Genomic DNA, 12,514 nt, shown 5'->3' with positions numbered 1-12,514 from the left:
GTGTCTGTGTGCACGGTGGGGGATCGCCTTACGCGCTTAGTCGTCCTGAGGTTCCCAGTCGTCAGGGTGGGTTTCCGTGGATGCCTCGCCGGGGAGTGGGTTCATTTTGAAGGTTCGCCAGGCGGCTGGTTCTTTACCTGGTTTGTGGGCTAGTCGGTAGGGGTGTGTTTTGTGTCTGTCTTGCTGCAATAGCTTGAGGGCTTTCTCGACATCGACTTTGTTCATTTGATCCACCCATGTATATGGCGAAGGGCCGGCAGTTTTATGTGCCAGCCCTTCTGCTTCCCTTTTTTGGCAACTTCCCAATCGCCGATCGTTGCTCACCTTCGACTCGTATAACCAACGCCTTCACAATAGAAGATAATTTCTATTCAGTCAATATATTCTAAAAACTGACTCTGCAACTAACAGACTCTGTGAGTGACAGAGTCTGTTAGTTGCAGATAGCCCGTCCGCACGTTCAGTGGTTTGTACTCAGCGGAATGCGGCCCTTTCGGAACAGAAGGGCAGTGGTGCGCAAGTTCGCCGCAAATGCCGATTTGTTTCGTTGCCCGCGTTCGTCGCCGGAAAACTTTGAGTAATCAAATCGCCCGGCGGAGAGTTGCCATATGGGTGTCATGTGGAGTGCTTGCGAACCTAGGTTGTCACGATCTCTGTTACCGAAACCCGAAAAATATTCCCTGAAGCCTTGGAGCGCCTCAACTTGTGTCAAGACTGGTTTTGGGAAACCGCGGTTGGAGGCCAGTGCGTTGGTCGTACGTTTGCTGGTTGTGATCCTTTGTTTGCGTTCCAATCGGTGACTATTTCACCAGTACCGATAGTCGAGCCCTCAAACGATACATCAGCGGTGAAATCTGCAAGGGAGAAGTCTGTTTTAGTGGACCGGAACTCAGACTGAAATGAGACGTTTCCCCTGTTGAATTGAGCGCGGTTGAACGAGGTGGTTTTCCCGTTGAAGTGGGCTCCGACGAACGTGGTGGTTTTCCCGTTGAAGTGGGCTCCGCCGAACGAGGTGGTTTTCCCGTTGAAGTGGGCTCCGCCGAACGTGGTGGTTTTCCCGTTGAAGTGGGCTCCGCCGAACGAGGTGGTTTTCGCGCTGAATTGAGCGCGGTTGAACCAGGTGGTTTTCGCGTTGAATTGTGCGCTGGTGAACGCGGTGTTTTCTCCGTTGAATTGGGCGCTGATGAACGCGGTGTTTTCTCCGTTGAATTGGGCTCCGGCGAACGAGGTGTTTTCCCCGTTGAAGTGGGCTCCGGCGAACGTGGTGTTTTTCCCGCTGAATTGAGCGCGGTCGAACGAGGTGGTTTTCCCGTTGAAGTGGGCTTCGACGAACGAGGTGGTTTTCCCGTTGAATTGGGCTCCGGCGAACGTGGTGTTATTCCCGCTGAACTGAGCGCGGTCGAAGTTTCCTCCATCCAAGTAGGCGCCGGTTAGGTCGAAATCGTGTTTTGACCAGGATGTTTTCGCATCGTGGTGGACGTGGCTGGCTATGGTTCTAAGGATGGTGTTGCGGACTTCGCTGTCGTCTTGTCGGTATGTAAATTCGGTTTCGGAGATGGAGGTGGTTTGAGGTGGGCTGGGTGGATTGGTGATCTTTAGTTTCGCTTGGTGGGGTTCTTGATCCTGGGGGTTGTAGGGGAGGCGGAGGTAGCCGCAGAGGACGTCGATGCATTGTTGGCGTTGGTCGAAGTTGCTGTATTGGTTCGCGACGGTGGTCATGGCGTAGACGCCAGCTAGGCGTACGGCAGGGTCGGTGTGTCCGAGTTGTTCGGCGGCTGCTCCGAATCGTTCTACGAAATGACTGTCTTCGAGGTCTTTCTGTTTTCGGTAGCTCAGTGCGAGTATTCCGAGGGCGCTGATTCCGGCTCCGATAGTGAGGGCGGTTTTGAGTATTTCGAACCGTGGTGTCGTTGAGGAAAGGGTTTCTTCTACTGTGGTTTTCGCACCGTTGGGATCAGTTGTTGTCGCTGTTCTTGAGCTAGTTCCAAGCAGGGTTTCAGGGCTTACTAAGCAATTGAGGATGAGAAACGCAATTGTGGTTAGGGTGACGACGCTGACTAGGGCAATGAGAATCGTGGCTAAGATCTGATTCTTTTGCTTCCAGTCGCTCAAGATCGTGGTAATTCTTCTCATCATCCTCAATCGGGTTGCAGTGATTTTCTCCTGTTATATAGGTCTTCCTTCGTGGCTCCTAGAGGGGGTTTTGTTTATGACGAACTACCGCTGTTCGGACATCGTATTGGGCTGTTCAGAGGTCCGTGCATGCCCCGCGCTCGTGTCCGGAAGAGGATAGCCTGTGGTGTCGTGCGGGGTGTGTGCGGCCGGTCGGTCTGGGTCCTGCTGTGCACGGGTGGGCGGGTGGAGACCTTTGAGGAGTCTCAGGCCGTCCACGTGTGTGCAGGGGGCAGCGTTTCGTAACCCCTAGTTGGTGTTCAAAAGGGCAGTTCTCGCGCGCGAGAACTGCCCTTTTCTTGTTGGGTGTGGTTATTTTTCGTTGCCGGCATCTTTTTCTTTGGATGATTGCTGGGTGGTGGTGCCTGGTTGTTGGGGGCTGGCTTGGTTGGTGGTGCGGCCGGTTTCGGGGAAGTTGGCTCGTTTGGTCTTGTTGCGGTCCGCGAGGAGGTCGGCTTCGCGGAGGGTTGTGCCGAGGCCGGCGTTCACGTTGTTGAGAAGGTCTTGCAGTTTGTGGGGCGGGAAGCCGGCTTCGACAGCGGTGCTGACCATTCCCGCGATGGACGCGTCGGGGTGGTTGGGTGGCACTTGGAGGGCTAGTTGTTTGCCGCCGATGACGTCGCCGGCGGTGTAGTGCTTGATGCCTCCGACGGCTCCGAGGAGCCCGACGTATTCGGGTGGGCAGGCGAGGAATGCCTGGCGGAGCACTTCGGCTTGTGGTCGTGACGCGGTGTCGTGGGTGATGACGAGGTCACGAATGAGTGTTGAACTGTCCATGAGGGCTGCTAGGCGCGGGTAGTCAGTGTCTCGGGGGTGTTCACCGGGTGTGGCGAGGCGGTCCAGGATGCTGAGTGCTTCGGTTCCGCGGTCGACGTGTTTTTGGTTGTTGATGGCGTCGATTTCGGCGGCGGGCAGTGGTTGCCAGACGCTGATGCCGGTGTGTTCGTACGCATTTTTCGCGTCATCGAGGCTGGCTGCTGGCGAGCTTCCGAGGAGCGCGCCAACGGCGTCGACTCTTTCGGATTTGATCGGCTCCGGGAGGGTCCATTCGTCGAGGTTGGGGAGGTATGTTTCCACGGTTTGAGCTGCGAGGTCGATATGCAGCTGGATGATGGACGGGTTTTGCCCGGCGTCGAGTTGTGTGCGTAGTCCGTCTTCGACGGCATGTGCGCGGGCTTTGCCGTGTTCGCCGTAGGAAGCAATGGTGATCATGTTGGGGTGGCAGTCGTAGCGGCCGATGATCTGGAGTGTATTGGCTGCTTGTTCTGAGAAGTGTTGGGATTCTTCAGTGTTGGTGGGGGAGATGTCGAAGGTGACGAACTGGTCGTCCTCACGGTCTCCGAAGCCGAAGATGACGACGTGCCGGTCGTCGGGTCGGAATTCGATGAGTTGTGGGACGAGGGCAGCGAGTTCTGCTGGTTCTGCCAGGGGGTAACTCACTTGTCTTCCTGACCTTTATCGGGTGTGGCGGTTTGGGCTGGTGGTGGTCCGATGCGTAGATCAGGAATCGGGGTCACGGGCCTGGTTTGTGCTGCTTCGTGTTCTTTAATGGCGGCGCCGAAGGCCTTCTCGACGGGGCTCATGGGGGTTCGTTCCATGATGTTTTCTCCTGTTTTTCGTTGACGCTGATGGCCAGCCGGTTCGTGGCCGTTTACTTTTCGAGTTCGTTGCCGGTATCGGGTGTGGGTGGTTCATGTTTTGGCGTGATGCCAGTGGCGTCCGTGTCTCGGCCGGCGGGGAAGGACGCTTGGCGGTACTTGTTCCGGTCGTACACGGCGTCGGCGACTTCGAGGCGCGGCGGCAAGTCGGCTGCGAAGGAATCGATGACTGTTGTTTTAAAGGCTTCGGGGGATGCCATGGTGAGGCGGGCTTGGGTGATGGTTTCTCGCCAAGGGCCGTCGGCATCATGGGTGGGGATGTTGTTGATCAGTGGCATGGCTGCTCGGTAGTTGCCTTGGGCTGCGTACGTGACGGCCGCCGGCAGCGCGAGGTTCTGCTGGTGTGTGGCCGGCGCTGTGTTGTGCAGGTCTTGAAGGACCCCAGATTTCGCGGGCGTTTGGGTGGCGTCGAGGGTGACTTGGTCGCGCACGAGGGGTGAGCTGGTGATCAGTGCCGCTAGCCGTGGGTACAGGCTGGTGGGTTCTTCGATGGATCCGCTGGCGATGGATTGGAGTAGGTAGGAGGCTTCGGTGCTGCGCACCGAGGGCCGGTGCGCTTGGATCTCGTGAAGTTCAGAGTCGGTGAGTGGTTTCCATGTGGTGTGGTTTTGGCTCATGTTCTTCTCCTGGCTGTGCGTCGGTGTGGATCGTGGGGCCGGGGGTTCACTGGTGCTCGTGGTGGTCTTCGGATTCGTGGTGTTCGGCCGGTAAGGCTGCTGGTGAGTTGGCTTGAGGGCGGGTTCGTGGGGCGCGTTTGGTGGTGCGTGGATCTGTGAGTCCGAGCTTGCGGAGTTCGGTTGGGGTGTTGCCGGCGGTCACGGCTGCGTGGAATGAGCGGGCGTGGTTGTCCTTGATGGTTTTGAGCTCTGTATCGAGCTGCCTTTTGAAGTCTTCGAGTCGCTTCTTGTGGTTGGCTTCTGCGGTGATGACGGCTTGGCGGGCGGTGGCGAGAGCGCTGATGGCGTCGAGTTTTTTGGTTTGTTCCTCGCGTGCTTTGGCGAGGATTTCTTCAACGGATTGATGAGTGGCCATGTACTCATCCTATGAACGGAACAATGGCGTGGGTATTAGCCATTCGTCTATGTGGATAACCCTCAGAATCTGTAAGACTGAGCATGGACCGCCCGCGGAGGCGGAGCGGAGCAAGCTATAGATTTAGCCGAGCTAACTCGCTTGGAACCCTTGCCGGTGGCGGGGGTTCGTGACACACTCGAGGCAGGTTTGCTCGTGTGTGGCGTTGCACTGTGCTGGAGGTGAGTTGGATGGATCGGAAGCGTCAGGCGAACGTGACGGGTGGTCGTCCGATTCGTCGTGAGGTGAAGTTGAGCGTGGCTGAGGATGCTGCGCTTAGGGTTGCTGCTGCGTCGATGGGTGTGACGGTTCCGCGGTTGCTGAAGGAGTCCGCGCTGAGCGCGTCTCGTGGTGAGACGGTCACGGAGCGGCACGAGCTGATCAAGGAGTTGTTCTTGGTGCAGCGCGGTATTGCGGCGGTGGGAAACAACATTAACCAGATCGCTAGGGCGGCGAATGCGACGGGTGAGATTTCGGAGGAGTTGCAGGGCAGTTTGGCGTATGCGCGTGGTGTTTTGAAGCGTATGGATGTGGTGTTGGAGTCGTTGAGTTTGGATGGTGGCCAGTCGTGATTCCGAACATCACTCGTGGTGACCGGATGGCTGGTTTGATGGCGTATCTGGTGGGTCCTGGACGTTCTAATGAGCATGAGAATCCGCACTTGGTGGCAGGTGATGATCGGGTGCTGATGGCGGTTGAGCACGAGGGTGAATTGTCCTCCTATGACGCGTTTGAGATTGCGTCGGTGTTGTCTCAGCCGCAGCGCGTTCACGGGACGAAAGTGGAGTCCCCAGTTTCTGTGTGGGATGAGGAATTGGGCAAGAATGTTCGGGTCGGTTCGACGCGTTCGGAAGTGTGGCATTGTTCGTTGTCGTTGGCGGCCGAGGAGGGCAAGATCGATGACGCGAAGTGGTCGATGATCGCGAACGAGTTTGTGAACCGGATGGGGTTCATTGACCCCGATGGTGCGAAGTCATCCCGCTGGGCTGCGGTGCATCATGGTGCCTCGAAGAACGGTAATGACCACATTCATATGGTGGTGCAGATGGTGCGTGAGGACGGTACGAAAGCCAACGTCCACAACGACTTCTACCGGTCCCAGCAGGTGTGTCGGGAGTTGGAGAAAGAGTTCGGACTGCAACAGTTGGAGAGCCAAGAGAAAGGTCTTGGCTTGGCCGGGGATAAGCCAGCAGAACGCACGCGTGCCACCCGTGAGGCGGCACCACAGTCGGCACCGTTTGAGTTGCGGCGTCGGATGCGCGCAGCACTGGCAACCAGTAGCACCGAAGCGCAGTACGTGCAGCGGCTACTGGACCTAGGTGTGAGGGTTGCTCCGTCGTTTGAGAAGGGCTCCCGGACGCAGGTGCGCGGGTATAAAGTCGCGATCGCTGGCGCCAAGAACGAGGACGGACACACGATCTGGTACACGCCCTCGAAGCTTGACCGGACCCTGGGGTGGCCGCAGATCCAGCAACGCTTTGGCGGCCGCGAGCATGATGAAGCGGTCGCCGCTCTGGTGAGTCTGCACAACGTTAAGGATGTGCCGGCACCGAGGATGAAGTTGCATGGTTTTGACCCGATCCGGGCGGAGCGCTTGATGAGCGGTAAGACCGGTCCGGATACGTTGGCGAACATTTACGCGAGGGTGTCGATGCAACTCGAGAAAGACCGGCCGGGTGCTTTTGCACGGTTGAGTGAGAACTACGCTAGGGCGGCCCAAGGACGCGGTAACGCAGCCTACGCTGTACGCATTGGTGCACGGTTTGCGTCCAAGGATTCCACGCGCGGATGGCTGGCCGTGATTCAACAGGCGAACCGGCTCGGCCGCGCCATGACCGCTACCCAACTGATGACTGAACGACCCCGGTTGGCACGCTCGACAGCAGCACTGCTCGAGCACGCGAACCGCACCCTTGAAACTGCCACTACATCTACTATTACTGATCGGCCGTTTGATTATCGTCTCGGACGATACCGGGATACCGGACGAGGCCACGGACTCTAGGAGGACATCATGGAGGCGCACGAAGAATCAGAAGTCGCAGAATCCCTCGGCCGTGTCTTACGCGTGGCTACCGGAGGGCAGATGCAATTGATGGAAATGAACCAACGTCGCCGACAGATGAGCGAGGCAGAGCGCCAGCGCGAAGATCAACAGAACGCTCGGCGCGACCAAGTCCTAGCGGCCGCTTTGCAACAGACGGTATTCACACGCGAGTACTGGCGCACCGCCGGCTCAGAATCCATCGCGGATAACTTCACGGTCCTAGCTCAGCTTCGTGGGCAGCACCCACAGGCTGAGACCGCGTATGCGCATATGAAGAACGTGCTGCGAACCGACTTTGGCATCAACGTTGAGGATGCGAATCGTGATCACCCGGATGCGATCTCTAAGCAGCATCATGAGCTCCGGGATGCCCTGGATGATCACTTCGCGAAGAAGCACTTGGATGCTGAGGCTGACGAAACCCTCGCCGCCGCTATTGGCCGGAATGAACCAGAAATAGTTGCTGAAGTTGGCGAGCTGCGCGAAGCGGCAGATGAGGCCAAAGAATCAGAAGAGGCTCATCTTGAGCAAGCAGCCGAATATGAAGCCGAGGCCGGACAAGACCAGGAACACGCATCCACCGAGGCCGCGCAGCTAACCCCGGCCGGCGCGTACACCCGGGCCACGGCCCAGGCATTAGAGCGTGTGCGTGAAACAGCAGGCGCTGACGCGGCTGCTAGCCGTGAGACGCAGTCGACGAACTTCCCACAGAATCCCGAGGCGCAAGTGCGGACAGGATCCACGCGGCGGCCGGCACGACGAGCAGGACTGCAATCACGACAAAGCCGACGCAAGGAAGCAGGCCGAGGACGATGAGCACTAACGCATTCACCGAAGAACCCGACACCGATCCCGAAGCCGAAGAAACCCCGCGACGCGAGCTTCGCTTTCCAAACGCCGAAGAATGGGTCAACAACTGGTTGCTACCGCACTACCGACGTAACCCCGCCACCACACGATGGGACCCCCAATGGTGGCGGTATGAAGAAGTCGGAACTCTCATGGAGACGCTCTGGGAAACCTGGGAAAAAATGCGGTGGGACGGAGCCGGCGCCATCGCCGTCTACTTCCGCGACTATCTTTACCCACTGATGGATCGCATTACCGCACCCGACGGGCCGTTCTGGGCGTACGATCCACCCCTCAAAGAAGACGTCCCACCAACGCTACCCAGCGAACCAGCCCCGGAAGGTTTCTACGAGTAGGAGCACGGAGTTCTAGCTCCAGCGTTGCGCTTTCAACCCATGTGCACCTGCATATTCTGGAAGCTCAGGGGACTTCCAGTCTTTTAGCAGGTCCTCGGAAACTTTATATACTTCGACACCAATTGGGCGGCAGACTTCAATAGGGTCGTGGGCTCCTTCTCCCCATAGAGGTACGGAGAGATCTCCACCGGGGCAGGTGGAAAGCGCCATGAGCAAATCTTGCTCGGCGAAAAGCTCAAAGAAGTCTCCAACCTTTGCAGGGCAAGTCTTCATAAAGTATTGGTCTTTGTCGTTCAGACCAGTGCATTGGAAAACGTTGAGCACATCGTGAACGTCAAATTCTGTGAGGCCGAAAGGCATCACAGCGCGTGTCAAATTCGAGTGACAATGGTAGTCGAAATCCTCACCGGTGAGCATTCGGTTGACGTAAGGGTCGCATCGAGTTCCCAATGTATCGTGCACCCGGCCTCCTTCACTGTCCACGCCGTAGTTCTCTAAGGTGTCGGCAGTGATAGTTGCCAGGGGTCGAAGGAAAGGCAAATTTGACCATAGTCGGTCAAATGTAGTGACATGAGCAGCCTGCAACTGGCGCGTACGCGCAGCCCAGAAGCGCTCTCGTGGATTGTTGAAGTTCCATATATTGAGGTCCCCAACTTGCGGTCCGTCTACCGTGATTAGACGGCACACATGTCCGGCAGGCACTTTCCATGCTTTACCGGAGCGGATCGGAATTTCAAAGGAATCCACGAGGGTGCGAGAGTCAAACGTCTTCGCAATCCTGCTGTAGAAGGCTTTATCCACTTCGAGGGCTGGGCCCTTGTACGCTGCGTCGGTTAGGTTGGCCGTTGGTTGATTGTTCATGATGCCTTTTCCGCTCCGTCCATCACTGAACGGCTATGCATAGTGTTGCGAACGCCGTCGATGATTTGAGCTTCCGATTCGTTAAGATAATCAATTAATTGAGAGGTCGCTTCTTCGCGGCGTCCTGACAGGATTAGGTTTGCAATGTTCCTGTCTCGTCCCACCCAAGAAACTTGGAACACGCTTTCGTCTGGCATCAATGCAAATGCCAAACGAAGTTGCGCGGCTAAGGTCGTGAAAAATTCATCGACCAACTGTGAACGAGTCAATTGCACGATACTTCTGTGAAAACTGAGGCTTGACGTTCCCACTTTGTTCCAGTCGCCCGCCTCCACATACTGCTCACTCTGTGTGGCGGCAACTTCGATCTTTTGTAAAAGCTCGTCCGAGGCAGTTGAGCTTTGCGCGATGGCTCCAGTCTCGATAAGCCGTCGCGCCGAATAAATATCGCGGATATCTGCAGGCGTGAGTATGCGTACAGAGCTACCGCTATTCGGGATGGAAACCACCAGTCCATCTGTAGTGAGGAGCCTTAGTGCATCTCTCGCAGTATTTCTGGAAACTCCGAACTCTTCGGCAAGCACTTTATCGAAGAGCCTGGAACCAGGCGAGAGGCGGCCCTCGGTAATTTTCTGTCGTAGTGCAGCCCTCATTGTCTCCGCAGCCGGTAGAGCCACGGTGCTCGAATTGTTGGAGTTGGAATTCACTCAACGAGAATATCAGTGTTGAACAATTATTTGTCAATGGTTCGTTGTTGGGGTGTATTGAGTGCAAGTGTCTTGCAGTATGCCCGGATTATCAGGGACTTTTACGCACTCTTTCATTTAAGTGTTGACTTAAGTGTTGAACAATCTGTAGTTTGTGAAAATGACGTGGACCACAATTTGGGGCCGCGCGCTTCGAGGACTGGCGCTAATAGCGACCGTATTGCTATTTGCTACTCTTCCTGCAAGTGCCGCCTATGCCTCCTCCTCAAATGATGAAAACCTTCGTATCGGCTCAGACCTGACCTATCCTCCTTATGCGTATTTGAAAAACGGCGCTCCCTCGGGATTTGATCCGGATTTTATGAAAGCGATCGCTAGTGAACTGAATACCCAGCCTGAATTCATCGATACTCGCTTCGAGCAGCTAGTAACAAGCTTGAAATCGGGGCATTTCGATGTCATCGCTTCTGCGCTTTACATCACTCCTGAGCGAGCTGAGCAAGTAAATTACATCCCCTATTTCACAACCGGCAATTCAATAGTCATGCCGACAGACGCGGCCCCCGCGCGAGATTCCACGGGGCTTTGCGGACTATCTGTAGCAGTCATCAAGGGCGGAGAAGTCGCGACACAGCTTCGTAGCGAGGCCAGCGCAGAATGTAAAACGGCAGGAAAAGAAGCCATTGACGTCCGCGACTTCACTGCGGATGCTGAAGGGACCCAAGCCCTGGTCTCCGGACAAGTCGACGCTCAGGTAACTGATGCAGCTGTCGCCAAGGTGGCAGTTGATAGTGCTGCAGGAAAGCTAACGATTACAAGCCAAGACCTTCTCTTTCCGGTACCGGTCGGACTCGCAGTTGCTAAGGAAAACACTGAGCTGGAGAGTCGGCTTAAAGACGCTCTGGAGTCGATGAAGGCCAACGGCACCTATCAAGCATTGTTGACTCAGTACAACCTCAGCGAACCGAATGCCGATGAGATTGCTACAGCATTGGGGACAACAACTGAAGCTGCCACTGAGGAAAACCAATCCGGGTTTGGTTTTGACTGGCAATATTTCTTTAGCCTTTTTGCCCAAAAGGATTTCTGGACCGCCACTCTTACGGTTATCTTGCTTTCGGGTCTAGCCTGGGGCATCTCGGTAATTTTGGGGATGGCAGTCGCTCTGGGGCGGCAGTCTCGCCAGGGCTGGCTACGCAAGATACTGGATGTTTATGTATGGTTCTTCCGGTCCCTGCCGCTTCTAGTTCTGTTGATTTTTGTATACAACGTGCCGCAGGTTATTCCAGAACTTCGCCCACTCGTGGGTTCCCCGTTTATGGCCGGACTTATTGCACTGGTTCTCTCAGAGACTGCTTACATTTCCGAGATCCATCGCGGAGGTCTCTCCGCAGTTGCCGGCGGGCAAGGCGAGGCGGCCAGAGCACTAGGAATCCCTTGGGGTGGAGTTCAGCGACACATTGTCATCCCACAAGCATTTCGTGTGGCACTGCCGTCGCTTGGAAATGAGCTGGTCACCATCATTAAGCTCACTTCGCTCGTCTCTGCCATTTCATTAACTGAGATTCTTCTCGTAGGTCAGCGTCTATATACACAGAATTTCAAAGTTCTAGAAACGCTCGCCGCTGTTGCTATTTACTATGTTCTACTCGTTACCGTTTTTGACCAGGCGCTCAAATACCTCGAGCGGCATCTTGACTTCCGCCGTCGCGGTCTCAAAGCCCGTGTAACAGAGACGGCAGCTTTGAACACGGATGTGATACCTGTTCCATCCCGTCGCTCTGCGACCCCTCACACCGGTGAAGTGGTTCTTCAGGTCAACGATGAGCGTAAGTCGTTCGGAACTACAGAGGTCCTTAAAGGTGTCGATCTAAAGGTCCACAAGGGAGAGGTAGTAGCCGTAATCGGCCCATCCGGATCAGGAAAAACCACAATGATCCGGACTCTGAATGCGATGGAGTCCATTGATTCTGGACAAGTGCTCTACCGTGGGCAACCTGTGGGATACAAAACCACCAGCTCCGGGGAGTACAAGACGGTTTCTGACAAAGAACTAGCGCGCACGCGCGAGCGGATAGGAATGGTGTTCCAACAATTTAACCTATTCCCTCACATGACAGTTCTAGAGAACATCACCTTTGCGCCAAAATACCAGGGCAAGCAGACTTCGGATGCGATGAAGAAGAATGCTCTGGATCAGCTCCGCAAAGTTGGAATGGAGTCGCACAAAGACAAGTATCCGCACCAACTCTCCGGTGGACAGCAGCAGCGAGTTGCTATTGCACGGGCGTTAGCTGTGTCTCCAGATGTCATGCTTTTCGACGAGCCGACATCAGCGCTCGATCCCGAGCTTGTTGATGAGGTGCTGCAAGTTATGAGCGAGCTTGCGGCCGAAGGGTTGACGATGGTTGTGGTAACCCACGAGATGCGATTTGCCCGTGAGGTTGCAGACTGGGTTGTATTCATGGATAAAGGCGTGGTTGTCGAGGAAGGTCCTGCGACGCAGGTCTTTGACAACCCAAAGCATGAGCGGACGAAGAGATTCCTCACTAGAGTCATGTCCACTAATTAGCTGCAATAGTTTCGTGGGGATCGTGAACACAAATGGCGATCCCCACGAAACTGTAGGCTACGCCGTCATCAGCTGATAGCAAGAGCAGATTGTTCAGCGTATCTATAACAGAGATCGGCCTAGGCATAGACCTCGTCACTCTCGCACACCTCGCAAAAGCCGTCGCCAAGCAGTAACGACTGATCGCGGATCAACGACATCCGCTCAAATTATTTGACCCT

General features: G+C 55.7%; 12 protein-coding genes. 5 read left to right on the top strand and 7 right to left on the bottom strand.

The genetic code is table 11. From position 1 onward, the window contains the following. Window positions 1-708: 708 nt before the first annotated feature. The 5 genes from BKA12_RS12265 to BKA12_RS12245 all read right to left on the bottom strand — a co-directional run bounded on the left by BKA12_RS12265 (window position 709) and on the right by BKA12_RS12245 (window position 4,862). On the bottom strand, window positions 709-2,112 hold the full coding sequence (locus BKA12_RS12265) for a pentapeptide repeat-containing protein (RefSeq protein ID WP_183645214.1): 1,404 nt from the start codon (window positions 2,110-2,112) through the stop codon (window positions 709-711). A 372-nt stretch (window positions 2,113-2,484) separates the two neighbouring features. After that, window positions 2,485-3,612, bottom strand: coding sequence for a DUF4192 family protein (locus tag BKA12_RS12260; protein ID WP_183645212.1), 1,128 nt, complete (start codon window positions 3,610-3,612; stop codon window positions 2,485-2,487). Beyond that, the gene (locus tag BKA12_RS12255) at window positions 3,609-3,770 is read right to left on the bottom strand and encodes a hypothetical protein (RefSeq protein ID WP_183645210.1); all 162 of its coding nucleotides are present in this window, start codon (window positions 3,768-3,770) and stop codon (window positions 3,609-3,611) included. The genes BKA12_RS12260 and BKA12_RS12255 overlap by 4 nt, the downstream gene beginning before the upstream one ends. Window positions 3,771-3,823: 53 nt before the next feature. Further along, entirely contained in the window at window positions 3,824-4,447 is a 624-nt protein-coding gene (locus BKA12_RS12250) for a hypothetical protein (protein ID WP_183645208.1), read from the bottom strand. Between the two features lie 46 nt (window positions 4,448-4,493). Further along, window positions 4,494-4,862, bottom strand: a complete 369-nt coding sequence (locus tag BKA12_RS12245) for a PIN domain-containing protein (protein ID WP_183645206.1) — start codon at window positions 4,860-4,862, stop codon at window positions 4,494-4,496. A gap of 230 nt (window positions 4,863-5,092) precedes the next feature. Here BKA12_RS12245 and mobC point away from each other — a divergent pair, with 230 nt between their 5' ends. Genes mobC through BKA12_RS12225 form a run of 4 tightly spaced genes read left to right on the top strand, consistent with a single transcriptional unit; the run spans window position 5,093 to window position 8,153 of the window. Beyond that, window positions 5,093-5,473 carry a plasmid mobilization relaxosome protein MobC gene (gene mobC / locus BKA12_RS12240; protein WP_183645204.1) on the top strand — a complete coding sequence of 127 codons (381 nt, stop codon included), beginning with the start codon at window positions 5,093-5,095 and terminating at the stop codon, window positions 5,471-5,473. Beyond that, window positions 5,470-6,906, top strand: a complete 1,437-nt coding sequence (locus BKA12_RS12235; RefSeq protein WP_183645202.1) for a relaxase/mobilization nuclease domain-containing protein — start codon at window positions 5,470-5,472, stop codon at window positions 6,904-6,906. Before mobC ends, BKA12_RS12235 begins: the two co-directional genes overlap by 4 nt. Before the next feature lie 9 nt (window positions 6,907-6,915). Then, on the top strand, window positions 6,916-7,764 hold the full coding sequence (locus BKA12_RS12230) for a hypothetical protein (RefSeq protein WP_183645200.1): 849 nt from the start codon (window positions 6,916-6,918) through the stop codon (window positions 7,762-7,764). Next, a complete protein-coding gene (locus BKA12_RS12225) occupies window positions 7,761-8,153 on the top strand; it encodes a DUF4913 domain-containing protein (RefSeq protein WP_183645198.1) in 393 nt (130 codons plus the stop codon). The genes BKA12_RS12230 and BKA12_RS12225 overlap by 4 nt, the downstream gene beginning before the upstream one ends. Window positions 8,154-8,165: 12 nt before the next feature. Here the strand turns inward: BKA12_RS12225 and BKA12_RS12220 are convergent, their stop codons facing one another. Then, window positions 8,166-9,014 (bottom strand): urea carboxylase-associated family protein, encoded by an 849-nt coding sequence (locus BKA12_RS12220; RefSeq protein ID WP_183645196.1) that lies wholly within the window; start codon window positions 9,012-9,014, stop codon window positions 8,166-8,168. Then, window positions 9,011-9,721 (bottom strand): GntR family transcriptional regulator, encoded by a 711-nt coding sequence (locus BKA12_RS12215; RefSeq protein ID WP_183645194.1) that lies wholly within the window; start codon window positions 9,719-9,721, stop codon window positions 9,011-9,013. The genes BKA12_RS12220 and BKA12_RS12215 overlap by 4 nt, the downstream gene beginning before the upstream one ends. A gap of 160 nt (window positions 9,722-9,881) precedes the next feature. On the opposite strand from BKA12_RS12215, the gene BKA12_RS12770 reads away from it, so the two are divergent. Further along, window positions 9,882-12,293 (top strand): ABC transporter permease subunit, encoded by a 2,412-nt coding sequence (locus BKA12_RS12770; protein ID WP_221228330.1) that lies wholly within the window; start codon window positions 9,882-9,884, stop codon window positions 12,291-12,293. The last annotated feature ends 221 nt before the right edge of the window (window positions 12,294-12,514 follow it).

The organism is Neomicrococcus lactis, from assembly GCF_014200305.1.
GTDB lineage: Bacteria > Actinomycetota > Actinomycetes > Actinomycetales > Micrococcaceae > Neomicrococcus > Neomicrococcus lactis.
This window is presented reverse-complemented; position numbering and strand designations above follow the sequence as displayed.

Excerpts from the sequence above, each read along its gene's own strand:
- BKA12_RS12220 (WP_183645196.1), bottom strand. The coding sequence starts at position 9,014 with ATGAACAATCAACCAACGGCCAACCTAACCGACGCAGCGTACAAGGGC.
- mobC (WP_183645204.1), top strand. The coding sequence starts at position 5,093 with ATGGATCGGAAGCGTCAGGCGAACGTGACGGGTGGTCGTCCGATTCGT.
- BKA12_RS12770 (WP_221228330.1), top strand. The coding sequence starts at position 9,882 with ATGACGTGGACCACAATTTGGGGCCGCGCGCTTCGAGGACTGGCGCTA.
- BKA12_RS12225 (WP_183645198.1), top strand. The coding sequence starts at position 7,761 with ATGAGCACTAACGCATTCACCGAAGAACCCGACACCGATCCCGAAGCC.
- BKA12_RS12255 (WP_183645210.1), bottom strand. The coding sequence starts at position 3,770 with ATGGAACGAACCCCCATGAGCCCCGTCGAGAAGGCCTTCGGCGCCGCC.
- BKA12_RS12245 (WP_183645206.1), bottom strand. The coding sequence starts at position 4,862 with ATGGCCACTCATCAATCCGTTGAAGAAATCCTCGCCAAAGCACGCGAG.
- BKA12_RS12230 (WP_183645200.1), top strand. The coding sequence starts at position 6,916 with ATGGAGGCGCACGAAGAATCAGAAGTCGCAGAATCCCTCGGCCGTGTC.
- BKA12_RS12250 (WP_183645208.1), bottom strand. The coding sequence starts at position 4,447 with ATGAGCCAAAACCACACCACATGGAAACCACTCACCGACTCTGAACTT.